This is a genomic window from Jannaschia aquimarina, assembly GCF_000877395.1.
In the GTDB taxonomy this organism is placed as follows: Bacteria; Pseudomonadota; Alphaproteobacteria; order Rhodobacterales; family Rhodobacteraceae; genus Jannaschia; species Jannaschia aquimarina.
The window spans coordinates 87,415-110,617 of record NZ_JYFE01000025.1; the positions used below are offsets into that span (position 1 = coordinate 87,415).

The following is a 23,203-nucleotide window of genomic DNA, read 5'->3' on the forward strand; positions in this document are numbered from 1 at the left end:
TGGCAAGCGGCCGGGCTCAACCCGCCCATCATCGTCTCAAGATTGCGGCCTTTGGAACATGGTCGGCCCCCCCGGCCAATCCGATGCCCCGCAAACGCCGGATTTGGCCTCCGGCCAGCCCGTCTCCGCGCCAGCGTCCGCTAGCCACCTCCGCTCCGATCCAGCAGTTCGGAGACAAGCGGATTGGGAAACCGCCGCTGCGTGGTCACCGCGCAGAACATCTCGGTGATGTCGTCGAGGCGCGCCAGTTCCACCAACCGGCCTGACGATAGTTCGTCGCGGACAACGATGGGCGGGATGACCGCGACGCCGACATCCTCGCGCACCAGAAGACGCAACATGGCCATGTCGTCGCCCTCTGCGGCAATGCGGGGCAGGATACCCAGCCGTTCGAGCAATCCGTCCAGCCCAGCCCGCAATGCCGTCTCAGGCGTGGGCACCACCAGCGGATGCGTTTCCAGTATTTCCCGGACGGAGTCCGCCCTGCCCGATGCACGCGCGGGGCTGCCGACGATGCTGACGGGCTGCTCGTCCAGCCGCTGGACGAGGTAGGGGCTGGACGCGTCGCGGGCGGGCACGAGATTTGTCAGCACGATGTCCAGCGACATCGCGTCGAGCGCGCGCAAGAGGTCCGCCTGCGAACCTGAGCGTAGGACAATCTCGACATCGCCGCGCCCGATCAGCGGTCGCAGGAAGCCGATCTGAAAATTCCGCGACAGCGTGGCCAATGCCCCGATCCGCAATGCCCGCCGCGGGCTGCCCGCCGCCCGCAGAGTAGCGGACAGGTCATCGGCGGCGCGAAAGATCTGTTCTGCGTGATCCAGCGCGATGCGCCCCGCCTCGGTCAAGGCGAGGTTTCGGCCGACGCGGTCGAACAGCGCATGACCCAACGACGCCTCCAGCGCCTTGATCTGCGTCGAGACCGCCGATTGCGAGATGTTCAGGTGGCGCGCCGCGCCGGTCAGGGTGCCGTCCCGGGCGACGGCGCGGAAGAGGCGCAGATGGTGGAGATTGAGGGAAGACATGCTTCTATATGATAGAACGGTTTATCCCAATATATGCAATTTTATTTCACCCCGTCACGCTCTACCTCCCTTCCCGACATATTCGGATCGGAGCCAGATCATGCCATTCGACCTCTCGCTGTCCTTCATCGGCCCGATCTTTCTGTTGATCGGGGCCGGGGCGGCCTTCGCGTCTCCCGGCCGGCGGCCGGGGAATGTCCCTCGTTTGGCGGAATTGGCGGCACTCGGCGCGCTGGCGCTCGCGGTCGTCGGGGTGGTTCAGGCGCTGGCCTTCGGCAACGCCGAAACGAGCGTCCTGGGCCTGCATGCCAGCCCGGTCTCGCTGACGCTTGGTCTGCTGGTCGCGTTCATCGGTTGGGTCGTGATGCGCTACAGCCGGACCTATCTGGATGGCGAAGCGAACGAGGGCGCGTTCCATGGGCTGATGCTCGCGACGCTGGCGGCCGTTCTGGTCTTCGTTCAGGCGGCCAATATCTGGCTGATGATGCTGGCGACGATCGCCGTGGGGCTTTGCCTGCGTCGGCTCCTGCTCTTTTATCCGGACCGCCCCGAGGCAGGCCGCGCGGCCACGAAGTTCGCCTTGGCCTGGCATGGCGGCGACGCAGCGCTTTTGCTTGCCGCGGTCGTCCTCTCGGCCCGGTTCCAGACCGGCGACCTGACGGAACTCGCCTCGCGCGCGACCGAGGATGGGTTGGGCGGTACAGGCAGCGTGGGTGTCGCATTGATCCTGTTGGCGGCCGTTCTCAAGACGGCGGCCTTCCCTCTGCACGGCTGGCTCACCGAAGTGATGGAAGCACCGACACCCGTCTCGGCGCTGCTCCATGCGGGCATCATCAATTCCGGCGGCGTCCTTCTGATCGGCGCGGCCGCCTTGGTGCAACTGAGCCCCGCTGCGATGGCGGCGCTGGTGATGATCGGGGGCCTGACGGCACTGTTCGGAGCGGCGGTCATGCTAACCCAAAGCGCCGTCAAGACGTCTCTCGCCTGGTCGACCGTCTCACAGATGGGGTTCCTGCTTCTGCAATGCGGCCTTGGCCTGTGGGCGCTGGCGCTTCTGCATATCGTGGCGCATTCGCTCTACAAGGCCCATGCCTTCCTGTCCTCGGGGGGCGCCGTGGCGGCGGTGTCCTCGATCCGCCGGCCCGGCCCTGTAGCCGTTCCCAGCCTCGGAGCGGTGCTGAAATCCTTCGGGCTCGCCCTCCTGCTCTATGGCGCGATCGCGACCGCTTTCACCCTGCTTGTCGGCCCAAAGAGCGCGCAAGCCCTCGCGCTGGGTGCAATCCTGATCTTCGGCGTCGCCTATCTGGTGGCACAGGGTTTGGCGGATCTGGCCCCGGCGGCATTGACCAAGCGCACGGCGCTCGCCTCTCTCGCCGCGGCGATCGGCTATTTCACCTTCCAAGCCGTTGCCGAAGCGATCTGGGGCCCCGGCCTGCCCCCTGCCCCGGTGCCGGGCGCGCTGGAATGGGCGCTGATCGTGCTGACGGTGCTGTCCTTTGGTCTCGTGGCGTTCGCGCAGGCCCTCTTTCCGCTCTGGTCCCATCATCCGGCCACGGCGGGGCTGCGCGTGCATCTCGCCAACGGCCTCTACCTGAACGCTTTGCTGGACCGCTGGATCGGCGGCTTCCGGTCCGCGAAATCCTCCTGAACCCATGGAGCCTATGATGTCCAAGGCCACGTCCGACCTGCTCAGCGCCGCCGATGCGGCCGCCCGCCTGATCCCCCCGGCTTTCCCGTTGGAGGCGACGGTCGCGGTCAACCCGTTCCTCGGCCAGACCGGCGAGGATCTCGCCACCGCGTCGGCTCGCCTGACCCGTGCCAGCGGGGCGCGTGCGACACAGGACTTCACGGACTACGCCGCCGCCATCGCATCGGGCCGGATCGGGACGGACGACCTCGCCGACGCACTCGCCGCCGCGACGTCGCCGCTCAAACCCAAGGATGTCGCAGCGCTGACGGCGATGGCCAAAGCCGCACCCGCGACCCCGATACAGGCACTGCCGACGGTCGCCGACCTCGCGGCGGAGGCGACCGGCACGGACTGGCCATCCGTAGTCGAAAAGACCATCGGCCTCTGGGCGGCGGGCCGGTTCGACAACGGTCAGGCGCTTTGGGCACCCGCGCCGGGTCAGGATTGCTTTGCCGCCTGGCGCGCCTGGGCCGGCCACGACCTGACGCCGGAAATCGCGGGACTCACCGGCTTTTGCGCCCATGTCGTCAGCGCGCCCGACACAGCCGATCGGGCGATCGAGCGCGCGGCCGGGGCCCTCGGCCTGACGGGTGACGCCGCCGAGAGCGCCTTCCACCGGCTCTACATGGATCTGGGCGGCTGGTCGCAACATGCGCGCTGGCTGCTCTGGCAGGCCGAACTCGCAGGCGGGACCGACGGCACGATGCGCGACCTGCTGGCCATTCGCCTGATCTGGGAAGAGGCGCTTCTTGCCCGCGTGCCCTCCATCGCCGAGGCCTGGGCCGAGACCGTCGCCGCCCATTCCAGGCCAATCGAGCCGTCCAAAACGGAGGTCGCGCTCGCCATCCTGCAAGAGGCCGCCGACCGCGCGCATCAGCGCCGCCTGACGGATGCGCTGGATGGCGCCGCCCCGGGCGCCGAGCGGCCCGCGCTTCAGGCCGCCTTCTGCATCGATGTGCGCTCCGAGGTGTTCCGCCGGGCGCTCGAAAGCGTCGATCCCACCATCCAGACCATCGGTTTCGCAGGCTTCTTCGGCCTGCCGCTGTCGCACCGCGCCAAGGGCTCGGACGTGTCCGAGGCGCGGCTGCCGGTGCTGCTGAACCCGGCCATGGAAACGGTGACCCAGACCTCCGAGGCCGCCGACCGGCAGGCCCGCATCACCGCCCGCGCGGGCCGGGCCTGGAACCGGTTCCGGCAGGCGGCCGTCTCCTCCTTCGCCTTCGTCGAGGCGGCGGGCCCGCTCTATGCGGGCAAGCTGGTCAAGGACGCGCTCGGCCTTGGCGGAGGCGCGCCCGCACCGGACCCGGCTCCGCGCGTGGCCGACGGCCTCTCCGCCGAGACAAAGGCCGACACCGCCGCAACTGTCCTCAAGGCGATGAGCCTCACCGGCGGGCACGGACGCATCGTCCTGCTGCTGGGCCATGGTGGCCACGTCACCAACAACCCGCATGAGAGCGCGTATCATTGTGGCGCGTGTGGCGGCTATGCGGGGGACGTCTCGGCCCGGCTACTCGCCTCGCTTCTGAACGATCCTGAGGCGCGGGCCGGTCTCGCTGACCGAGGCGTGGACCTGCCCCATGACACACGCTTCGTGGCCGGCCTTCACGACACCACGACCGACGAGGTGACGCTCTACGATGTAGCCGAGGGCGATCTGACCGAAACCCGCCGCTGGCTGGCGCAGGCAGGCCGGATCGCGCGGGCCGAACGCGCGCCTTCGCTGCCTGGGGCGACGCCCGAAACGGTCGCCGCGCGCGCACTCAACTGGGCCGAGACGCGGCCCGAATGGGGCCTCGCGGGCTGTGCCGCCTTTATCGCGGCGCCGCGCGGGGCGACCGCCGGTCGCGATCTGGGCGGCCGGGCCTTCCTGCACAGCTACGACTGGCGCGCCGATGAGGCCTTCGCGACTCTGGAGCTGATCCTCACCGCGCCCGTGGTCGTCGCGAGTTGGATCAGCCTGCAATACTATGGGTCATCGGTGGCGCCCGAAGTGTTCGGCGGGGGCAACAAGCTGATCCACAACGTCGTGGGCGGCATTGGGGTCATCGAGGGCAATGGCGGCCGCCTGCGTCCTGGTCTGCCGTGGCAGGCGATCCACGACGGAGAGAGCCTGCGTCATGAGCCCCTGCGCCTGACGGTCATGATCGAGGCCCCGCGAGACGCGATCGCGGACGTTCTGGAGCGGCACCCCCACGTCCGTGCGCTCTTCGATAATGGCTGGCTGCACCTGCTCACGCTGTCTGACGGCCGCGTGGATGCGCGCTATCGTCCCGGTCTGGCATGGGAAACGCCGCCCAGTCCCGCGCTGGCTGCTTGACGCGGCGCGACAGGGGCGCCCGGATCGGCTCGGCTGCCCTGCCGCCGCGACATCGGCTAAGACGCCCGGCGGCCCTTACCGGCCATCGGGCTGACGATGCCGTCCGCGTCGCCCAGGAACATGCCAACCTTGTTCAGGCGCGGGATCGAGTCGCAGATGACCTTCAAGACAATCAGCATTGGCACGGCAACGACCATCCCCATGACGGACCAGATCCATGCGAAGAATGCGACCGACAGAAAGACCATCGTCTTGTTGAGGCGCAGCCGCTGTCCCAACAGGGCGGGCGTCACGAACTGGCCCTCGAACGCGGTCAGCGCATAGTAGGTCAGGAAGATTCCAAATCCCGCGAACGTGTCCTGAAAGAAGACGAAGCCAGAGATACCCGCGACCGCCGCCCCGATCACGGCGCCAACGAAGGGCACGAAGTTCAGCGCGGTCGCCATGATCCCGAAAAGGTAGGCGGTGGGCATTCCCCAGAACCACATGGCCACGCCGATGGAGATCCCAAGCCCGATATTGATCAGCGTGATCGAGCCGAGGTAATTCCCCAGGCCCCGTTCGATCATCCGGATCGTCTGGAGCGTCGCGCGCTTGTCTTCGAACCGGTCGGCGATTTGAATGGCCTTCTGGATGAAGGTGTCGCCAGAAGCGACGAGGAAGAAAAGAAGACAGACCGCAAAGATGATCTGGCTCAAGAGGCCCGGCGCGACCGAGAAGACCGAAGAGGCGATACTCGAGTCGGACACGACCTCCACCTGCATCGGAGCATTGCCTCCGTTTGCCTCGTCCATCGCCTCTTCGGTCGCCTCTGCCGCCAGCGAGATCGCCTCCAGCGGGCCGCCGGGGCCGGTCAACTGGATCATCGCCCGATCCATCAGGGTCGGAAGGTCGGTGACGAAGGCTTGGACAGGCACTGCGAGCGCGGTGACGCCGAAGACGACGACCGCGGTGATCGTCAGCGTGAACAGGGCCGCGGCGATCGGTGCGGGCACGCCCAATCGCTGTAGCCCGCGCCGCGGGGCGTTCAGAATGAAGTACCCCAGCAAGGCCGCCGTCACCGGAAGCAGGAACCCAGCCGCCACGATCAGAGCCTGGATCAGCAAGATGATGAAGATACCCGTCACGGGCACGGTCAGCGGATGGGGCCGGCCCTCCGCTCCGTGGCGGTCGCTTCGGACAGCCGACTGAGCGTCCCGCGCCGTGCGGCCGTCTTCAGGCGACATCGCCAAGCTCGTCCGCCTTGACGGCATTGCGATGGCCCATCGGCTCGCGCGGGCCGGTCGTGGTATCCCGCGCGGTCTGTGCTTCGATCTCCGAGTTCAGTTCCGCCCCCAGAAGGATCACGAAGGCCGAGATCCACATCCACATCAACAGCACCACAGCGCCCCCCAGACTGCCAAAGGTCTCGTTGTAGGAGGCGAAGTTCGACACATAGATCGTGAACCCGATCGACGCCACCAGCCACAGGATCGTCGCCGCGACGGCCCCCGGCGACAACCAGCCCAGGGTCGCGGGTGCCCGGTCAGGACCGACGCGGTAGAGCACCGCCAGGCCGCCGATCACGATCGCCGCCAGCGGAACGTAGGACAGAAGGCGGACGAGCAACTCCATCGTGGGCGAGAAGGTCAGAAAGCTCAGCGCGACCGGCAGCGCGACCACCAGCGCCAGCGCGGCAATCACCCCAAGGATCATAGCCAGCGTCAGACCGATCGTCGTCAGCTTGAGACGGACGAAGCTGCGCGTCTCCTTTTCATCGTAGGCCAGGTTGATCCCTTCGATCAGGCTGCCGACGCCTGCGGAGGCCGACCAGAGAGCAAGCCCGAAACCCAGCATGGCGCCCAGGGTCAACCCTGCCGTCTCCCCCTGCGCGAGTTCCCGGGCCTGACCCAGCAGGATCTCGGATACTTGCGAGGGGACGACTCTGGTGATCCCCTCCAACGCCGAAACCAGTTCCGCCGGGGCGTAGATGAGGCCGGTGATCGCCATGAGAGCCGTGATCGCCGGGAAGACTGCCAGAAGCCCGTAGAACGCAACACCCGCCGAGACGAGCGCAACGTGGTCCGCCGCGATCTGCCCCTTTACCCGCCAGAAGATGTCTTTCCATCCGGCCTTGGGAATCGCCATCGGCGATGCCGCATCCCGACCCCGCCCCGGCTGTTGCCGGGCGGCCTGTCGCGCGCTTGCCGGTCGATTCCGGTCGGCCATGATCTTCCCTCGCTCACAATCCCGTTCTGAAGACGGAACTTGCGAGGGGCCGCGATGTTCCGTCGCACCGGCCGCCGTCAGGCGGCGGACAACAGGTCCGGCGCCGGGGCGTCCATGGTCTCGGGCGCCAGATGCTTTCGCAACAAGGCTGCGTTGCGGCGATTGGCCTTGAGGCCCAGATCCAGCAGATCGCCAACCAGCGGCACGGATCCCACGACCCAGTCCAAAGCGATGTTGAAGGCCATGCGCCCCTTGACGGCGTTCGAGGCACCCAACCGGTGCCCCTCCATCCAGATGTAGGCCGCCGGCGCCACGGTCGCGACATCGCCGAGCCCCGGCACGAGGCCCAGGATCGAGTCCCATCCGAACCGGATCCCGGTTCCGGGAATGCGGAACCGGCTGTCCAGATTGTGGGCAAGACGGTCGAGCCGGTCCAGTCGGGTCACGAGGTCATCCATTGAAGTTCTACGCGACAGCCCGCCTCGCGGTTCCCGGTGGTGGACCGAAAGCGCCCTCGCGCCTAGGCTCGGGCCGGGAGGAATGCCATGACACTGGACGGACAGATCGCGGTCGTGACCGGCGCCGCGCAGGGGATCGGAGCGGCCGTGATGCGCGGCCTCACCGAAGCGGGGGCACGGGTGGCAAGCTGGGACAGCGCGTCCCACAACGCCCAGACATGCGAGGCGCTGGGCACGCTGGCGGTCGCCTGCGATGTGACCGACGAGGCATCCATCGCCGAGGCGCTCGCAGCGACCGAACGGGACCTGGGCGCGCCCTCGATCCTGGTGCATTCGGCGGGCATCGCGGGGTCGAACGCCCCCGTCACGGATTACGACCCGGCAGAGTTCCGGCGTATCGTCGACGTGAACCTGACGGGCACCTTCCTGGTCAATCGCGCCGTCGCGCGGGGGATGCGGGAGCGCGGCTACGGCCGGATCCTCAACATCGCCTCCGTCGCCGGGAAAGAGGGCAACCCGAATGCCTGCGCCTATTCCGCGTCGAAGGCCGGGGTGATCGGCTTCACCAAGTCGCTGGGAAAGGAAATGGCGGATGTCGATGTCGCGGTGAATTGCGTGACCCCAGCCGCCGCGCGGACGCCGATCTTCGAGCAGATGAGCCAGGAGCATATCGACTACATGCTCTCCAAGATCCCCCGCGCCCGGTTCCTGGAAGTCGAGGAGGCCGCCGAAATGATCGTCTGGTGCGTCTCCCCGGCCAACAGCTTCACCACCGGCGCCGTCTTCGACCTGAGCGGCGGGCGCGCGACCTACTGACCCCGCTCAGAGGTCGAGAACCGGCGGGCAATGGTCCGAAACCTCGGGTGAGCGTACGACCTCGAAGCCACGGACGGATGCGACCGGATCGACCAGCATGTCGTCGGGCTGCGAGAGGCGTTCCACCATCCAGATCAACCGGTCTGCCTGAGCCGCGCGTGCGGGCGTGTCCATCTTGCCCCGCAGGTCGCGAAGACCGTGCACGTGGACGACACAAATCGCCCAACCGGCCGCATGATCGTGGACCCGCAGGCCATGTGCGCTGCGCGACCGCGGATGATCGCCGTAGCCCTCCGGCTCGTAATCCTTGTGAACGACGTCCCGATAGGTCAGGACGTCCCTGTCGCTGGCGGGGCTGTGCACCACCTCTTGCAGACACCGGATGTCGGGCCCCATTCCGCGACCCAACCAACAAGCGTCTCGTGAAGCGTGGCGCCCCATCCGTTCAGACAGGCGGTGCTCACCCTCGCCCCCCGTGATCCCCGGTCAAGTGATGGCGGTGCCGGCAGAGGGACTCGAACCCCCGACCCTCTGATTACAAATCAGATGCTCTACCAGCTGAGCTATACCGGCCCGCAGCCTTGCCATAGTGCCCGCGGGCGGATCGGGCAAGCGCGCGCAAGCTGGATTATCCAAAGCCATCCACATGGATTGCCCCGCCACCGCCCGCCAAGCTAACGTGGCGGACGCGGTCGGGTGCCGCGAAGGACAAGCGGCAGCGAGGCTCATGCAGATCGCCATCCATCTCGGGGCGCACCGGACCGACGAGGACCTGATCCTAAGGACGTTACAGCGCAATTCGGGCGCGCTGGACGCCGCGGGCGTCACCGTGCCGCCCCCGGGCCGCGCCCGGCCGGCGATCCGCAAGGCGGCGCAATCGGCGGGATCGGGCGGATTGATGCCCGATGCGCAGAACGCCCTGCTGGCCGAGATGCTTGAGGACGGCGTCGAACCCGCCCGCGTGATCCTGTCCTACGAAGCGTTTCTCGGCATCTACGCAAAGGTTCTGGACGGCACGCGCATGTATTCCGATGCCGGGCGCCGGGCGGCGCTGCTGCGCAACCTGTTCCCCGAACACGACGTCTCGTTCTTCATGGCGATCCGGAACCCGGCGACCTTCGTCCCCGCGATCTTCGAGGCCTCGCGGATCGACCAACTGGAAGAGTTCCTGGACGGCCACGACCTGACGGCCATGCGCTGGTCCGAGCCGATCAAGGCGATCCGGGCCAGTTGCCCGGACGTGCCCTTCACCGTCTGGTGCCACGAGGACCTGCCGCTTCTGCTGCCCGAGGTGCTGGCCCTGCTCTCGGGCGTCGAGGAGCCGATGGAGGGGGCGGACGCCATGGCGCAGCACGTGATGACCGATGTCGGCTTCCGCCGGATGCAGACCTATCTGGCGGACAACCCCGCGGCGACCCGGTCAACCTGGCGCAAGGTGGCCACGGCCTTCCTGGGCAAGTTCGCCGATCCCGAAGCGGTCGAGCCCGAGATCACGACCGAGGGGTGGACCTCCGAAGCCGTCGCCGCCCTGTCGGAAATCTACGAAGAGGACGTGGCCCGCCTCCAGCACCTGCCGGGCATCACCTTCCTGACACCCTGACGCGCCGCCGCGGGCCGTGGTCCGGTCAGCGCATCCCCAGCGCTTCCTTGTACATGTCGAGCACGGCCTCTTCCTCGGCGATGTCGTCCGGCTCGCGCTTGCGCAGGGCGACGACCTTGCGCATCACCTTGGTGTCGTAGCCGCGCCCCTTGGCTTCGGCGAAGACTTCCTTGATCTGCTCGGCGATATCGCTCTTCTCGGCCTCCAGATGCTCGATCCGCTCGACGAATTGCCGCAATTCCTCGGCGGCCACGCCGTAATTTCCGTCCGATCCCTGTCCCGCACCCGTATCGCTCATGCCTGTCTCCCGCAGCCCTTGCCTCTGGTCAGGCCCGCGGGTTAGCGCCCCCGCGGGGACGATGCAACGGAGGCACGCATGACGGCACTGGTCTGGATCGGAGCGGCCCTCACGGTCGCGGGACTGGCCGGGCTGGGCTGGTGCATCCTCGTGGCCCTGCGGGCCCGGCGAGCCAGGCTGGAAGGCCCCGAGATGGAGGCGCGCCTGCGCGGCCTCGTCGCGATCAATCTGGGCGCACTGGCCTGTTCGACGATCGGGCTGATGATGGTGGTCCTGGGCGTCTTCCTGTCCTGACGGCTTGACCTGCGAAGCGGCCGGATCAGGTTGCTGCGAACGGGATTGGCAAGGGCGGGCCGGTGCGGCCGGTGGGGTCTTATGAGTGATGCAGGCAGCCTTTCGGGCCGGACCGTTCTGGTGGTCGAGGATGAGGTCCTGATCTCGCTCGACCTGTCCCTCCAACTGGAGGATGCCGGCGCAGCGGCCCTGATCGCCGAGAGCGTGGCGCAAGGTGCCCAACTTCTGGAAGAGCGAAGCGACCGCATCGACGCGGCCATCCTCGACATGCGCCTGCCGGACGGCGACTCGACCCCCCTGGCCGAGGACCTGACGCGCCGCCGCATCCCTTTCCTCTTCCATTCGGGCCACACCCGTCCCGAGGACGTGGCCGAGCGCTTCCCCGACGCGCCCGCCCTCTCCAAGCCGACCCCCTGGACGGAGTTGGAGCAGCACCTCGATCACCTGATCCGGCAGCAGGCGATCTGACCGGTCACCCCGGCGGCTCGGGCGGCGTGGCTTCGCCCCTGTCGAACCGCTCCCAGCCTTCGCCGTCAAAGACGTCGACGCCCAGCTGCGCCAGGACGTCGGCGAAATCGACCATGACCCAATTGTCCACGATCCGGCCGTCCTCGACCTTCCAGAAATCCATGTAGCGAATGGTGACGCGTTTGCCCGTCGGGGGCACGCCCATGAAGATCCCGCGATGGGTCGCCTCCTGCCGCCCGAACGCGGCCGCCCATTCGCCCATGTAAAGCCGCGCCTCGTCGATGCAGACCTTGTCGCCGAACGCGGCCTGAAACGGCTTCTGCCAATTGTCCTGGAAGGCGCGCAGTCCCTCTTTCGTGCCGCAGCCGCGATTGCCCATCCAGCGGAAACCTTCGGCGAAGAACTCGCCCATGTCGGCGATCCGGTGATCGTTCAGACCGTCGACCATGCCTTCGATCACGGCGCGGGTCTCTTCTGTCTTGCTCATGTCGGTGCCGCGCGTCAGCGCGGCCTGCTCCGGGCGTGTGCCCTTCATCTCGATCCCCCTCGGGCTTATCGTCCTCTCTGACCTAGCCCCGACCGGAGATCGGCCCATGCCTCAATCCGCAGCGTGCCATTGCGGCGCCGTCCGTCTTCGCGTGACCCTCTCCGACGGCCTGTCGACAGCGCGGCGCTGCGATTGCTCCTTCTGCCGGATGCGGGGCGCGGTCGCCGTGTCGGCGCCGCTGTCGGGCGTGGAGATCCTGTCCGGCGAGACGCTTCGGTCCTACCGCTTCGGCACCGGTGTCGCGGAGCACTGGTTCTGCGGAACGTGCGGGATCTACACCCACCACAAGCGCCGGTCCAACCCAGACGAGTACGGCATAAACGTCGCTATCCTAGAGGGCGTGAGCCCGTTCGACTTCCCGGAGGTGGAGGTGATGGACGGGATAAACCATCCCTCGGACGGTGGAGGCGGGGTGGCCGGGATTCTGCGATACGAGGCCCGGCTCCGGCGCTGATCCCTTCTATTAGCCCCCCCTTCGCGCCTTGTCCGATCACCGGAACGGGTCAGGCGGCGCGACGGCCGCCGATCTCTCCGATTTCCTGTCCGTTCAGGACCAGCGTCGTCGCGACGGGCGTGGCCGAGGCGACGGCTTGCAGCGCCATGCAGGCCCGGCGGCAATGGCCGACGAATTCGGCCACCTTCTCGGCGCTGTCGGAGCTTTCGATGATCAGGTTCATCTCCGCCCCCTCAGGCAGGCCCTGAACGTCCTCGGGATGGACGTCGCCCAGATCCAGCGTCGTGGTCCAGCTCGCGCGCTGTTCCAGGCGCGCCCGGTCGATCCGGAAGCCGCGGGACTTTGCCAGCATCTCCACATGGCTCATCAGGCAGAGCCCCAGACCGGCGGCGAAGTACATAAGCGGTGACGGGGCGGATCCGCGCCCGCCGACGGCGGTGCCCTCGTCGCTGACGATCTCCCAGGTGCCACCGTTCGGGACATTCGAGAAGACCGTCGCCCGCTTCAGGTGCATCCCTTCGGGCATGCTCTCGACGTTCACATGAGCGTCGAAGCGCATCCGGCCCCCCCGCTTCACCTTCTCGAAGCTCGGATCGGGCAGGGTATCCTGCCGGGGCGCCTTTGACACGCGGCGCACGATGGTGTCTTCGTTCATGGTCCAGTTCACATCCGTCATGACGGTTCTCCTTTCGTCCTGGTTACGATTTGCGGGCAGGCGCGCCGCCCGCGTCAGGCGGCTTGCCGCCGCGCCGCGACGCGCGCGCCGCGCTCGGCGAAGAACAGCGAATAGAGCACCGGGACGAAGCCCAGCGTCAGCACCGTCCCCACCGCAAGCCCACCGGCCATGACCACAGCCATCCCGTAGAAGAGCGGGTCGTTCGACAGGATCAGCGGCAGCAGGCCGAGGATGGTCGTCACCGTCGTCATCACGATGGGTCGGAGGCGGCGCTTCGCGGCTTCCACGATGGCGTCGTCGCCCTCGCGGCCCTCCGCGCGCTCGATGTCGATCCGGTCGATCAGGACGATCGCATTGTTGAGGATGATGCCCGCCAGGCTCAGCAAGCCCAGGATCGGCATGAAGCCGAACTCCGCATCGAAGAGCCGCAACCCCAGCCCTGCCCCCAGAACCACCAGCGGGACCGTGGCGAGAATGATCGCGGGCCGGCGGAAGGAGTTGAACTGCGCGATCAGCAGCACGACAACGACGGCCAGGCAAAGCGGCATGCTCGCCAGCAGCGCAGCTCGCCCCTCGCCCGATTGCACGAGGATGCCGTCGAATTCGATCGTGTGGCCGGGCGGAAGCTCTGCGCGGAGCGCGTCCAGATCGTCCTCGATGAGGGGCGCCATATCCTCGGCGCCCATCACCTCGGACCGCCCCTGCACGGTCACCGTGCGGGTCAGCCCCTCGCGCTCGATCCGGGCATAGCCGTTGACCAGTTCCACATCCGCGACCTGCATCAGCGGAACGACGGATCCGTCCTGCCCGAAGACCGACAGGCTGCGCACGCGGTCCAGATCGGTCCGCTCCGCATCCACGGCGCGCGCCACGATGGGGATCGTATCGTCGCCCTCGCGGAATTCCGAGACGGCGCGGCCCGAGAAATAGGCGGACATCGAGCGGGCCACGTCGGCCGAGGTGACCCCGGCCCGGCGGGCGCGGGTCTGGTCGACATGGACAACGACGCGCGGGATCCGGTTCTCCCAATCCTGACGGATGTCGCGGGCGCCCGGAACGGTCGCGATGATCTCCTCCACGCGGGACGCGGTCTCGTAGACGAAGGCCCGGTCCGGCCCCTTGACCTGCACCTCGAGGATGGCGCTGTCGGTCGGCCCGAGGAACATGCGCGTGACATGCGCCTGCAAGTGGGCGAACTCGGCCGCCAGATGGTCGCGCAACTCGTCCATCGCGCGGTCCACGTTCGCGGGATCGTCCACGTTCATGATCAGGACGGCCCGGTTGGGCGCCGGATCGACAGGCGTCAGCGACAACACAAAACGCGGCCCGCCCGTGCCGACATAGGCGGCGTGATCTTCCAGCCAGTCGAACCGCTCGGGCGTCAATGTCGGCAGCAGCGCCGCCATCTCGGCCTCGGTCGCCTCGGTGGTCACGTCGGCCGGCAGGTAGACATAGGTGATGAGCTGCGCCCGGTCGCTGTCTGGAAAGAAGCTCTGCGGCGAGGTGACGACCAGCGCCGCCCCTCCGGCCAGCCCCGCCAGCATCGTGCCGACGAAGAGGCCGCGCACTTTCAGCACGCCTTCGATCAGGCGACCGTAACCGCGCACCAGGGGGTCGAACATGCGCTCGTAATAGGGGCGCGCGCCGTCCGTCTCGGCAGTCGCGAAGCGGTGCGACAGGACGGGTGTCACCGTCATCGCCAGAAGCCACGAAATCGACAGCGCGATCGCCACCACGATCGAGATCGACCGCGTGTATTCCCCGGCGACATGCTCGGCCAGCATCAGCGGCAGGAAAACGAGGATCGTCGTCGCCGTCGACGACAGCAGCGGCAGGGACAATTCCCGCCCGGTCCGCTCCAGCGCCTCGTCCTTGTCGGCACCGTCGCTGAGACGCGCCTTGAAGTCTTCGGCTACCACGACCCCCGCATCCACCAGCAGACCCAGCGCGATGACGAGCGTGGCAAGGCTCATCCGCTCCAGCGGCAGGCCCAGAAAACCCATCACTGCCAGCGTGGACAGCATCACGAGGGGCACGATGGCACCGACGATCAAGCCGGTCCGCAGACCCAGCAGCAACACCACGACCGCCAGCACGATGCCAAGCGTCTGCAAGACATTAATCGTCACGCCATGGACGGCCTGCTCCACCTGATCAGGCTGAAAGGTGACGATGTCCAAGGTCATGCCCACCGGCAGACCCGCCTCGATCTCGTCCAGCGCCTCGGCGATGCGAGGCCCGAACTCGAGGACGTTGTTACCCTCCTGCATGGCGATGGCGAAGACGATTGCCGGATCACCGTTGTAGAAGGCCGATTGCGGGGCCGGATCGACCAGACTGCGCTCGATCCGCGCGATATCGCGCAGGGGGATCGACGTGCCGTCGGGCAGGGAGATCAGCGTCTCCGCGATTTGCTCCAAGCTGCGATAGTCGCCCGTGGGCTCGATGATGAGCGCGCGCGGGCCGATGTCGATCTGCCCGCCGGGACGGATGATGTTCTGATTGGCCAGCGTCGCGGTGATGGCGTCGGGGCTGATGCCCAACTCGGCCAGCCGCGCGTTGCGGGTCTCGATGTAGATACGCTCCGGCTGGCGGCCGACGACGTCGATGCTCTTGACCCCGGCCTCGCCGTAGAGCCTGTCGCGCACGTGGTTCACCATGTCCCCCAGCTCGGCCAGATCGTGATCGGTCGAGCGCAGGGCCGCGGTGACCACGGCCACGTCACCCACATCGTCCGAGACCACGGAAGGGCGCGCGCCGTCCGGCAGATCGGCCTGCGCCAATTCCACCTCGGCGCGCAGGTCGTCCCAGATCTGATCCAGTTCGAAGAACCGGTCGAACACCTCCACATGGATGATCGACGTCCCCGGCAGCGACGAGGAGCGGATCTCCTCCACCTCGGGGATCTGACGGATCGCGCGCTCCAGCGGCTTGGTCACCAGCTGTTCCACCCGTTCCGGCGACAGGCCGGGATAGGCGGTCGTCACGATCGCCTCGCGAATCGTGATCTGCGGGTCCTCCTGCGCGGGCAGCGTGAAGTAGCTGTAGGCGCCGAACCCCATCAGGACGGCCACGACAAAGAAGACGAGGCGCTGGTAGCTATGAGCGAGTCGGGTCAACATGCCGTTTCTCCTTATTGGTCGTAGCGGGCCACGCCGGTGCCGCGCAGGCGGACCCTCTGGCCGTCTTCGAGGAAGACGATGCCGCGCGTGGCGACCCGGTCACCGGGCTCAAGCCCGTCCGAGACGAGCGCGAGGCCGCCCTCCGTTCCGGCCAGGACCACCGGAACACGACGCAGCACGTCGTCCTCCGCATCGACGCGGAAGACCGTGTGGCCCTGATCCGCATCGGCGGCGATCGCCTCGACGGGGATCGCCAGCAAGTCGGTCCCGCCATGCGCATTGGCCAGCCGGAAGGCGATCTCCAGGCTCATTCCGGTCCGTAGATCCGCTTCGGCGTCGCGCACCGACAGTGTGACCGGAAACCCCGCCGTGCTGATCGAGCGCGCGCCGATATCCCTCAGCGTCGCCGTGAAGGTGGCCTCGGAGCCGTCCAGCAGAACGGCGTCATGTTCGGTGCCAATGCGCAGGCGCGAGACGACTGTATCGGGAACCGTCGCGGTGATTTCGAAGCCGCCGCCATTGCTCTGGATCTCCAGCACGGGACGTCCGGATGCGACGGTCTGCGCCGGCTCGACCAGTCGGGCCGCGACGCTGCCATCGTAGGGCGCGCGCAACGTGGCGTCATTCAGCCGATCCTGGGCTGTCTCGATCCCGCGGAGTGCGATCTCGTGGCGGCTGCGTGCCGCATCCAGCGAGGCCTGCACGGTCTCCAGCAGCGCTTCCGAAACGACGCCCCGTGCGAAAAGGACGCTCTGGCGGTCGAATTCCTGACGCGACTCTTCAAGGCGGGCCTCCGCCTCGATCAGCGCGGCACGGCGCTCCTGAAGGGCGATCTCCAGCAGGTGCGTATCCAGCTCCGCCAGAACGTCGCCCTCCTCGAACCGCTCGCCGATATCCACGGTGACCCGGCTGACGCGCCCATCCACCTCGAAGGCCAGCGGCGCGCGATCCAGAGCCCGTACCTGTCCCGGCAGCGCCCGGATCGCATCGTCGCCAAACGGCATGGCGGCCGCCCAGTCGATCATCGGCACGATCGCCTCGCGGGGAGCGGCCGTTCCCGCCAGCGGCGCGGGATAGGCGAGGGCCCCGGACCGGCTGCCCAGCGCCACCGAGTGAGCGATCCCGGCGATCGGGCCGTAGACGGTCGCCCCGCGCAGGTGCTGCGCCGCGTCGGGCGCATCCCGGTAGACGCCGCCCAGCAAAAGGCCGGGCAGCAAGAGGATCGCACCCCCGGCCTGCGCCAGCCCGAGCGCCGCACCGCTCAGGCGCATGCCGCGCCCTGCCGATGCGGGCCTCCGGATCATGCCCAGGACGACCATCGCCGCGACCCACAGCCCCAGCCCCGCCATCGCCAGCCCGGCCTGTCCCGCCAGCGCCGCTAGCCCGGCTGCGGCAAGGAGAACGGCGGCGGCCGCCATTCGCAGCAAACCGCCAAGCGCGCCGAGCCAGAGCGATGCGATCAGGATGAGAAGGAAGACGAAATCGAAGGACATGTGGGGAAACCTGTCTGGAAATGGGGGTCAGGCGCGCAGGATGGCGCGGACGAACAAGGCGAGCATCGCGACCGACAGAAGGTCCGGCACGGGCACGGTGCCGCTCTCGGTCAAAAGCGTCGTCGTGGCTGCCCCGCCGACCACGATGCAGGCTGTCAGGACGATGCCGACCAGCGCGGTCGCTCGCACGAGCAGGAGGAAAATCGCCGCCAGCTTGAGCAAATCGTCGGCCTGCAATGCACCGGCGCTCACCGGATGCAACGGCATGCCTTCCAGCCCGATCACCAGAATCGCGGCCGCGTAGACCAGCGCCGTCAGGCGGTCCGGCCGCAAGAGGGCCAGTTGCCCGGAACCGGGCACCGGACCCGGTCGGATGTCGAAATCCTCCGGCATATCGGCCTCCTCTCAAGTTGCGTGGCCTTGAACGTGCCAATCCTCTGCGGCCTTGAATAGTGACCGGGATGAGACTTACCGTTCCGATAACGGAACGGTATGCATGAGAGACGATGGACGAGGATTTCCAGACCAGCCTCGATGACCTCCGCCTGTTCTTCCTCTTGGATCAGGCCGGCAGCATCAGCGGGGCCACCCGCCGCTTCGGGATCGCGAAGGCCACGCTGTCCCGCAGTCTCGCCCGGCTGGAAGACCGCGCGGGCATGCCGCTCTTCGACCGGACATCGCGGGGCCTCAAGCTGACGCAGGCGGGCGCGCTGATGCTGCCGGCCGCCCGCGACGCGACCGAGGCGGGCGCGCTGGCCGAGGACGTGCTGCGGACCGCCCGCGGCGAGCCCGAGGGCCTGCTGCGCATCGCCGCGAGCGCCTTGTCGGCCCAGCAGATCCTCGGGCCCGTCGTCGCCGAGTTCACACGACGCCACCCTAAGGTGATCGTCCGCATCCATATCAGCGGCGTCGGCCCCGACCCTCTGGAGGAGGAGCTCGATCTCGTCCTGCGCCTCGGCCGCCCCGAGGAATCCTACCTCATCGCCCGCCGCATCATCGGCTCCCGTTTCGCGCTCTATGCCGGGCGGGAGGATGCGGAGCGTCTGGCCCACGCCCCACGCGAGGCGATCGACACGTTGCGGCGGGTGGTGATCGACGTGCCCGGCGCGCCCGCGGACTGGACGCTGACGAATGCGGCAGGCGAGACGCTGACGCTCCGCTCCGATCCGGCCTGCCTGGTGGGCGATCCCGGCGTCGCTCTGGGGATCATCCGTGCGGGCACCGGCCTCGCCTTCCTGCCCGAGGTCTTCGGAGAGCCCCGTGCCGCGTCAGGCGATTTCGCCCGGATCCTGCCCGACTTCCACGGGCCGGAGATCGAGATCTTCGCCTCCTTCCCGCCGAAGCGCGCCAGCATCCCGGCCGTGCGTGCCTTCCTCGACCTTCTGGTCGAAATGACCGCCGCCGCCCTGCCCGCCCCTGCGACGAAATGGGAGTGATCCGAACCCGCCTCGTGTGCGTTCACAGGGCATGACACAGCCAACCCTTTCCCCCGACGGCCGCATCGACCAGCGTGAGGATCGGCCGGTCCCCTCCATCGACCGGGCCGACGACCCGTCGCTCACCCGGGCCCGGCGCGGTGCGCTGACGCTTGCCCATGACCGGTCCAGCCACCGCCGGTTCCAGGCGCTCTACGACGACCTTCTGTCGTGACCGCGCCGATACTCGTGATGGGCGCGACGTCGGGCATCGGCCGCCTGACGGTGGACGAAGCGACGGGCCGGGGCCTGCCGGTGCGCGCCTTCGCCCACAGCGCCGGAGACCTCTCCGCCACCGACCTGTTGGAGCCCTGCCCCGGCGATGCCCGCGACGCGGACGACGTGCGCAAGGGGCTGGCGGGCTGTCGCGCCGTGATCTACGCGCTCGGCATCACCGAACGCCTGTCGATGTTGTGGGAGGAGGAGACGCTCTTCTCCGACACGACCCGTGTCCTGCTCCCCGCGATGGAAGAGGCCGGCGTGACCCGCCTCGTCGCCGTGACCGGCTTCGGCGCGGGCCGCAGCAAGCAGGCCATGAGCACGCTGGAGCGGATGGGCCATCGCGCCATCCTCGGCCGCCCCTATGCCGACAAGGACCGTCAGGAAGAGATGATCATGGAGAGCGCGCTTGATTGGACCATCGTCCGCCCGGTCATCCTGACCAACGGCAAGGGAGGCGCCCCCATCAAGGTCCTCCGCGACCCCGCCACCTGGCGCAACGGCCTCATCCCCCGCACCGACGTCGCCCGCCATCTGGTCGACACGGTCGAGCAGGGGCTGGACGTGAAGGCGGATGTGGTGATTTCGCGATAGGATTGGGTCGCGTCGGCGGGTCTTCTTTTCGGATCTAGGGAGAACCGCACCGATTACGCCACCCGAGAATGCCGCAGCGGCATTAGGACAGTACCGCCGTCGCTTAATCGCGATAGTTGCGCCGTCGTAATCTGTGAAATAATCAGATAAAGCTTGGCGGAAGACGGCATCCGGGCAGAATGTCGAATACCTTCTTGCAAACTTTCGGAAGCACATACGACTTGAGGTCCACCAATGCGAGTATCCGTCAAACAGTCTGGAAATCGTGTCGAGGTTATCGGGTATGGTGAGCCTACAAGTTTCGAGATAGATGGCCTCGAACTGAAGGAACTACGCGATCATACTTTTGCAGCGTGGCCAATGTTACCATGGGCGATGAAGACCGGGTAATCCATTGAAGTTGACGGGCCGGTCGATCCTGTAGCAATCGAAAATATAGCGCGATTCTCACGCGCTTGGGAATTATGGGAGCCGCACAACTTTCATCCGGTCAAAATGCGATCATCTTCAATAACTGCCCTGGAAGAAAGGAACGAAGATTTTGTTTTCTACTCTGGAGGCTTAGATTCCACAGACATGCTTCTGCAGCTAGGAAAACAGCCGCGGAAAACCACAGCACTTACAGTACAGGGCTTTGATTATGGCACCTCCGCAGATAAGCAATTCCGCCAGCTACGCGAGCAGGTTGCGCCTCTCCTCGAAGAATTAAACTACAAGCAGGTAGTACTCAAGATATCGCGAGTATCGGGAGGACATCACTCATGGGCGCTGCAGCTAGCCGCTGCAGGGTTTCTTTTATCCGACCGCTTTCGAAGGGGCTTTTTCGCTTCAGATTATAACTGGGAGCAGGACATGGTCGCTTTCCCTTGGGGCCTGAATCATGTTACCAATCGCTACTTGCGCGGTAAAAATTTCCACCTTGCGGGTCTGTGCGAAGATAGAACACGCGCAATGAAAGCACGGACGGTTGCTCACCACCCTACTGCAATCAAGGCTGTCTCATTCTGCAAGCGAGGAGAGTTTCGCCCAAAGAATTGCGGGACATGCAAGAAGTGTTTGAGGACCAAAGCTATGTTCGCCGCCGTTGACGAACGACCCGACATATTCGTTAACGGATCTTACGAAGAGCCTTTCGCCAAGTCTATAGACTTGAGCAATAAGATCGAACGCGCGTTCTTTATCGATCTATGCCAGATGGCCCGCGAGAACGGAAACCTTGACCAGATACCAGAAATGAAGGCCATGTTTGGAAAACTGAAACGACAGCATTCCGGTTTGTCCATGCTGTTCAATAGAATTATGCGGCGATAAGACAAGGATCTTGTCGATACGTGACAGGTCTCACCCCAAATTAACTCGTAAGACCAGATCCCTGCCCGGCCAAGGCGGCTACGTGACCCCTCCACCGCCGCCTGCAAGAAAACCGCCGCCCGCACGAAAAAGGGCGCCGCCCGAAGGCCGGCGCCCTGTCCTTCCTGGCTGCGCGCCTACCGCACCCAGACTTCCACGCGGCGGTTGCGCGACCGGCCATAGGGGTTGTCGTTGCAGCTCATCGGCGCCGCTTCGCTCAGCCCGACGGCCGACATCCGCATGTCGCGCAGCGTGCCCGCATCGGGATGCCACCGCAGCTCGTTCAGCACCTGCTCCGCCCGGTTGCGGGAAAGCTGCGTGTTGTAGGCGAACTGCCCGACCGTATCGGCGAAGCCCACGAAGATCAGCTCGCGCCCGGCATTCTCGGGGCGGCCCATGAATTCGACCAGGCGGTCCAGATCCCGGCGGCCCTTGCTGTCGAGCCGGAACTCGTCGGTGGGAAAGCGGAACGTCATCGACAGCCGGTTGGCCCCGGACAGTTGCGCCGAGATCTGGTCCTGCACGTCACGCACGACCGGGCCCGGCTGGCCGATCCGGGCGGCGTTGATCAGGCGCGCCAGGGCGCGATCGTCCTCGACGATGCCCAGGCTGAAATAGCCCGACTCCGCGACATATTGGTCGGCGGCCGGCGAGATCATGTAGTCGACCAGCTGCTGCACTTCCGGCTTGGGGTTCTGGTTGTCGATATACAGACGGATCCGCCGGCCCAGAAGGTATTCCTCGGCCTTGCTCTTGAATGGCGTGGCTTCGGTCACGACGCCGCAATCGAGGATCAGGTCGATGGTCCTGGTGTCTCCGACATTGTCGCTGATCGAATAGCCGATGGCGCCGGGGTTCTCTTCGACGAAGGCGCGCATGTCCCGGCCGCGATCCAGTTCGGTCGTGCGCGGGGACAGGTCGCGCTTTCCGCCGAAGGCCCAGTTCTCGAAATTCCTGCGGGCAGAGCCGCCATCCCGCGCGCCGGGCATGATCGACAGGTTGGGCCCGCCGACCTCGGCCCAGTTCGTGGTCCGGTCGGTGTAGATCGAGATCAGTTGCTGACGCGACAGGCTCTCGATCGGGTTGGAGGTGTGGACCGTCATCAGCACCGAGTCGACGCCGATGATGTATTCCTGTGACGGGTCGAACAGATCGCCGCGCCCTTGCGCCTTCAGGGCCGCGACCTGATACTGGTCCGGCGGCCCCGAGGCCATGGCGATGTCGGCGGTGCCCTCGACCAGACGGTCGAAGCCGATCTCGGAATCGTTGGACTCGACCTCTATGACGAACGGATCGCCGCCATCGTTCGGGGTGAAGATGTACTGGGCGATCGCGTCCGGGAACTCGATCGGCTCCAAGACGGTCGCGTTCAGAATCTCTGCGAAGGGCTCCATCACCAGCGGCATCAGGTCTTCGCCGACATTGTCGGATCCGACCATCACCAGATCGGCGGGAAGGCGCACCGGCGGCGGCGCCTCTGCGACCTCCTCGGCCTCGACCGTATCCTCGACCGTGCTGCTGGCGAGCACCGCAGGGGGCGGGCATCCGGGGCCGGAGCAGGTGACCGTATCGACCGCCGCCGACAGGATCACGCCGCCACTCTCGACGCTGAACATTCCGTCGGCGATGTCGACCAGACGACCAGAGAAGGTCTCTCCGCCGGTCTTGGCCGTGAGCGTGACCTGCCCGCCCAACTCGAAGGCGGTTTCCGGACAACCCGGTCCATAGCAGGTAAGCCCGCCGGCCCCCAACCGCAGGTCGCCGAGGTTCGGCACCCGGACGATATAGGTGTCGTCCTCAAATGAAATCAGTTCTCCATCCACGGCGATTTCACCGTCACCAGAGCGCAACGAGACCTGTTCCGCGACGGCGGATCCGACGAAAACCAGTGCTGTGAAGGAGAGGAGGGCGATGCGGCGAGGGCCGCGCGGCGTTATGCCTATACTCATTGTCAAAACTCACTCTTGACCTGACCACGATGGGAAGGCCGACAGCGCGTTCGAACTGCTCCCGGGGCTCGTGCCCACCCGTTACCGTTTCAACAAAGCCTAAAAGATGTGCAGAATTGCGGCCGAACTCGGGCCTTCGTCGACAATCCC

Annotated in this window: 23 protein-coding genes and 1 tRNA gene; 11 read left to right on the top strand and 13 right to left on the bottom strand. The window is 66.7% G+C overall.

The features are described 5' to 3' along the window. Positions 1–140: 140 nt before the first annotated feature. The gene (locus jaqu_RS06855) at positions 141–1,025 is read right to left on the bottom strand and encodes a LysR family transcriptional regulator (RefSeq protein ID WP_043918215.1); all 885 of its coding nucleotides are present in this window, start codon (positions 1,023–1,025) and stop codon (positions 141–143) included. A 100-nt stretch (positions 1,026–1,125) separates the two neighbouring features. On the opposite strand from jaqu_RS06855, the gene jaqu_RS06860 reads away from it, so the two are divergent. Both jaqu_RS06860 and jaqu_RS06865 read left to right on the top strand, forming a co-directional pair. Continuing rightward, the gene (locus jaqu_RS06860; RefSeq protein WP_043918216.1) at positions 1,126–2,673 is read left to right on the top strand and encodes a proton-conducting transporter transmembrane domain-containing protein; all 1,548 of its coding nucleotides are present in this window, start codon (positions 1,126–1,128) and stop codon (positions 2,671–2,673) included. 4 nt (positions 2,674–2,677) lie between these two features. Beyond that, positions 2,678–5,032 carry a YbcC family protein gene (locus jaqu_RS06865; protein ID WP_043918217.1) on the top strand — a complete coding sequence of 785 codons (2,355 nt, stop codon included), beginning with the start codon at positions 2,678–2,680 and terminating at the stop codon, positions 5,030–5,032. A gap of 56 nt (positions 5,033–5,088) precedes the next feature. On the opposite strand, the gene jaqu_RS06870 is transcribed toward jaqu_RS06865, so the two are convergent. From jaqu_RS06870 to jaqu_RS06880, 3 genes are all read right to left on the bottom strand, one after another. Beyond that, on the bottom strand, positions 5,089–6,258 hold the full coding sequence (locus jaqu_RS06870) for an AI-2E family transporter (protein ID WP_043918218.1): 1,170 nt from the start codon (positions 6,256–6,258) through the stop codon (positions 5,089–5,091). After that, complete coding sequence (locus tag jaqu_RS06875) at positions 6,248–7,159, bottom strand: YihY/virulence factor BrkB family protein (RefSeq protein ID WP_236687805.1); 912 nt, start codon at positions 7,157–7,159, stop codon at positions 6,248–6,250. The genes jaqu_RS06870 and jaqu_RS06875 overlap by 11 nt, the downstream gene beginning before the upstream one ends. A gap of 158 nt (positions 7,160–7,317) precedes the next feature. Next, complete coding sequence (locus jaqu_RS06880) at positions 7,318–7,698, bottom strand: DUF4112 domain-containing protein (protein ID WP_043918220.1); 381 nt, start codon at positions 7,696–7,698, stop codon at positions 7,318–7,320. 87 nt (positions 7,699–7,785) lie between these two features. Here jaqu_RS06880 and jaqu_RS06885 point away from each other — a divergent pair, with 87 nt between their 5' ends. Further along, the gene (locus tag jaqu_RS06885; protein WP_043918221.1) at positions 7,786–8,514 is read left to right on the top strand and encodes an SDR family NAD(P)-dependent oxidoreductase; all 729 of its coding nucleotides are present in this window, start codon (positions 7,786–7,788) and stop codon (positions 8,512–8,514) included. Between the two features lie 6 nt (positions 8,515–8,520). On the opposite strand, the gene jaqu_RS06890 is transcribed toward jaqu_RS06885, so the two are convergent. Both jaqu_RS06890 and jaqu_RS06895 read right to left on the bottom strand, forming a co-directional pair. Then, positions 8,521–8,880 carry a hypothetical protein gene (locus jaqu_RS06890; protein ID WP_236687806.1) on the bottom strand — a complete coding sequence of 120 codons (360 nt, stop codon included), beginning with the start codon at positions 8,878–8,880 and terminating at the stop codon, positions 8,521–8,523. A 134-nt stretch (positions 8,881–9,014) separates the two neighbouring features. Then, positions 9,015–9,087, bottom strand: a tRNA-Thr gene (locus jaqu_RS06895). A 154-nt stretch (positions 9,088–9,241) separates the two neighbouring features. Here jaqu_RS06895 and jaqu_RS06900 point away from each other — a divergent pair. Beyond that, positions 9,242–10,114 carry a hypothetical protein gene (locus jaqu_RS06900; protein ID WP_043918223.1) on the top strand — a complete coding sequence of 291 codons (873 nt, stop codon included), beginning with the start codon at positions 9,242–9,244 and terminating at the stop codon, positions 10,112–10,114. A 25-nt stretch (positions 10,115–10,139) separates the two neighbouring features. Here the strand turns inward: jaqu_RS06900 and jaqu_RS06905 are convergent, their stop codons facing one another. Continuing rightward, positions 10,140–10,412, bottom strand: coding sequence for a DUF2312 domain-containing protein (locus jaqu_RS06905; protein ID WP_043918224.1), 273 nt, complete (start codon positions 10,410–10,412; stop codon positions 10,140–10,142). Positions 10,413–10,490: 78 nt separating this feature from the next. On the opposite strand from jaqu_RS06905, the gene jaqu_RS06910 reads away from it, so the two are divergent. Continuing rightward, positions 10,491–10,706, top strand: coding sequence for a hypothetical protein (locus jaqu_RS06910; protein WP_043918225.1), 216 nt, complete (start codon positions 10,491–10,493; stop codon positions 10,704–10,706). An 81-nt stretch (positions 10,707–10,787) separates the two neighbouring features. After that, the gene (locus jaqu_RS06915; protein WP_043918226.1) at positions 10,788–11,174 is read left to right on the top strand and encodes a response regulator; all 387 of its coding nucleotides are present in this window, start codon (positions 10,788–10,790) and stop codon (positions 11,172–11,174) included. A 4-nt stretch (positions 11,175–11,178) separates the two neighbouring features. On the opposite strand, the gene jaqu_RS06920 is transcribed toward jaqu_RS06915, so the two are convergent. Continuing rightward, complete coding sequence (locus tag jaqu_RS06920) at positions 11,179–11,709, bottom strand: ester cyclase (protein ID WP_043918227.1); 531 nt, start codon at positions 11,707–11,709, stop codon at positions 11,179–11,181. 58 nt (positions 11,710–11,767) lie between these two features. On the opposite strand from jaqu_RS06920, the gene jaqu_RS06925 reads away from it, so the two are divergent. Then, positions 11,768–12,175 (top strand): GFA family protein, encoded by a 408-nt coding sequence (locus jaqu_RS06925; protein WP_043918228.1) that lies wholly within the window; start codon positions 11,768–11,770, stop codon positions 12,173–12,175. A 49-nt stretch (positions 12,176–12,224) separates the two neighbouring features. Here jaqu_RS06925 and jaqu_RS06930 read toward each other — a convergent pair whose 3' ends face one another. Genes jaqu_RS06930 through jaqu_RS06950 form a run of 4 tightly spaced genes read right to left on the bottom strand, consistent with a single transcriptional unit; the run spans position 12,225 to position 17,859 of the window. Then, positions 12,225–12,851 (bottom strand): OsmC family protein, encoded by a 627-nt coding sequence (locus tag jaqu_RS06930; protein ID WP_043918229.1) that lies wholly within the window; start codon positions 12,849–12,851, stop codon positions 12,225–12,227. Positions 12,852–12,904: 53 nt separating this feature from the next. Beyond that, a complete protein-coding gene (locus tag jaqu_RS06935; protein ID WP_043918230.1) occupies positions 12,905–15,973 on the bottom strand; it encodes an efflux RND transporter permease subunit in 3,069 nt (1,022 codons plus the stop codon). Between the two features lie 11 nt (positions 15,974–15,984). Continuing rightward, a complete protein-coding gene (locus jaqu_RS06940; RefSeq protein WP_052500824.1) occupies positions 15,985–17,466 on the bottom strand; it encodes an efflux RND transporter periplasmic adaptor subunit in 1,482 nt (493 codons plus the stop codon). 27 nt (positions 17,467–17,493) lie between these two features. Continuing rightward, positions 17,494–17,859 (bottom strand): hypothetical protein, encoded by a 366-nt coding sequence (locus tag jaqu_RS06950; protein ID WP_043918233.1) that lies wholly within the window; start codon positions 17,857–17,859, stop codon positions 17,494–17,496. Between the two features lie 113 nt (positions 17,860–17,972). Here jaqu_RS06950 and jaqu_RS06955 point away from each other — a divergent pair, with 113 nt between their 5' ends. The 4 genes from jaqu_RS06955 to jaqu_RS21330 all read left to right on the top strand — a co-directional run bounded on the left by jaqu_RS06955 (position 17,973) and on the right by jaqu_RS21330 (position 21,065). Beyond that, complete coding sequence (locus jaqu_RS06955; protein ID WP_043918234.1) at positions 17,973–18,902, top strand: LysR family transcriptional regulator; 930 nt, start codon at positions 17,973–17,975, stop codon at positions 18,900–18,902. Between the two features lie 31 nt (positions 18,903–18,933). Next, the gene (locus jaqu_RS06960; RefSeq protein ID WP_043918235.1) at positions 18,934–19,116 is read left to right on the top strand and encodes a hypothetical protein; all 183 of its coding nucleotides are present in this window, start codon (positions 18,934–18,936) and stop codon (positions 19,114–19,116) included. Next, positions 19,113–19,754: an NAD(P)-dependent oxidoreductase gene (locus tag jaqu_RS06965; protein WP_236687807.1), complete on the top strand. Its 642-nt coding sequence runs from the start codon at positions 19,113–19,115 to the stop codon at positions 19,752–19,754. Before jaqu_RS06960 ends, jaqu_RS06965 begins: the two co-directional genes overlap by 4 nt. A 576-nt stretch (positions 19,755–20,330) precedes the next feature. Beyond that, complete coding sequence (locus tag jaqu_RS21330) at positions 20,331–21,065, top strand: hypothetical protein (protein ID WP_141134343.1); 735 nt, start codon at positions 20,331–20,333, stop codon at positions 21,063–21,065. Between the two features lie 176 nt (positions 21,066–21,241). Here the strand turns inward: jaqu_RS21330 and jaqu_RS06975 are convergent, their stop codons facing one another. Next, the gene (locus jaqu_RS06975; protein WP_043918237.1) at positions 21,242–23,053 is read right to left on the bottom strand and encodes a phosphate ABC transporter substrate-binding/OmpA family protein; all 1,812 of its coding nucleotides are present in this window, start codon (positions 23,051–23,053) and stop codon (positions 21,242–21,244) included. Positions 23,054–23,203: the final 150 nt, after the last annotated feature.

Bases quoted from the DNA above. Each gene is read 5' to 3' on its own strand.
- jaqu_RS06885 (WP_043918221.1), top strand. From the start codon at position 7,786: ATGACACTGGACGGACAGATCGCGGTCGTGACCGGCGCCGCGCAGGGG.
- jaqu_RS06900 (WP_043918223.1), top strand. From the start codon at position 9,242: ATGCAGATCGCCATCCATCTCGGGGCGCACCGGACCGACGAGGACCTG.
- jaqu_RS06955 (WP_043918234.1), top strand. From the start codon at position 17,973: ATGGACGAGGATTTCCAGACCAGCCTCGATGACCTCCGCCTGTTCTTC.
- jaqu_RS06905 (WP_043918224.1), bottom strand. From the start codon at position 10,412: ATGAGCGATACGGGTGCGGGACAGGGATCGGACGGAAATTACGGCGTG.
- jaqu_RS06860 (WP_043918216.1), top strand. From the start codon at position 1,126: ATGCCATTCGACCTCTCGCTGTCCTTCATCGGCCCGATCTTTCTGTTG.
- jaqu_RS06975 (WP_043918237.1), bottom strand. From the start codon at position 23,053: ATGAGTATAGGCATAACGCCGCGCGGCCCTCGCCGCATCGCCCTCCTC.
- jaqu_RS06950 (WP_043918233.1), bottom strand. From the start codon at position 17,859: ATGCCGGAGGATTTCGACATCCGACCGGGTCCGGTGCCCGGTTCCGGG.
- jaqu_RS06870 (WP_043918218.1), bottom strand. From the start codon at position 6,258: ATGTCGCCTGAAGACGGCCGCACGGCGCGGGACGCTCAGTCGGCTGTC.
- jaqu_RS06910 (WP_043918225.1), top strand. From the start codon at position 10,491: ATGACGGCACTGGTCTGGATCGGAGCGGCCCTCACGGTCGCGGGACTG.
- jaqu_RS21330 (WP_141134343.1), top strand. From the start codon at position 20,331: ATGCTTCTGCAGCTAGGAAAACAGCCGCGGAAAACCACAGCACTTACA.
- jaqu_RS06920 (WP_043918227.1), bottom strand. From the start codon at position 11,709: ATGAAGGGCACACGCCCGGAGCAGGCCGCGCTGACGCGCGGCACCGAC.
- jaqu_RS06880 (WP_043918220.1), bottom strand. From the start codon at position 7,698: ATGGATGACCTCGTGACCCGACTGGACCGGCTCGACCGTCTTGCCCAC.
- jaqu_RS06935 (WP_043918230.1), bottom strand. From the start codon at position 15,973: ATGTTGACCCGACTCGCTCATAGCTACCAGCGCCTCGTCTTCTTTGTC.
- jaqu_RS06960 (WP_043918235.1), top strand. From the start codon at position 18,934: ATGACACAGCCAACCCTTTCCCCCGACGGCCGCATCGACCAGCGTGAG.
- jaqu_RS06865 (WP_043918217.1), top strand. From the start codon at position 2,678: ATGGAGCCTATGATGTCCAAGGCCACGTCCGACCTGCTCAGCGCCGCC.
- jaqu_RS06925 (WP_043918228.1), top strand. From the start codon at position 11,768: ATGCCTCAATCCGCAGCGTGCCATTGCGGCGCCGTCCGTCTTCGCGTG.
- jaqu_RS06940 (WP_052500824.1), bottom strand. From the start codon at position 17,466: ATGTCCTTCGATTTCGTCTTCCTTCTCATCCTGATCGCATCGCTCTGG.
- jaqu_RS06915 (WP_043918226.1), top strand. From the start codon at position 10,788: ATGAGTGATGCAGGCAGCCTTTCGGGCCGGACCGTTCTGGTGGTCGAG.
- jaqu_RS06930 (WP_043918229.1), bottom strand. From the start codon at position 12,851: ATGACGGATGTGAACTGGACCATGAACGAAGACACCATCGTGCGCCGC.
- jaqu_RS06875 (WP_236687805.1), bottom strand. From the start codon at position 7,159: ATGGCGATTCCCAAGGCCGGATGGAAAGACATCTTCTGGCGGGTAAAG.
- jaqu_RS06855 (WP_043918215.1), bottom strand. From the start codon at position 1,025: ATGTCTTCCCTCAATCTCCACCATCTGCGCCTCTTCCGCGCCGTCGCC.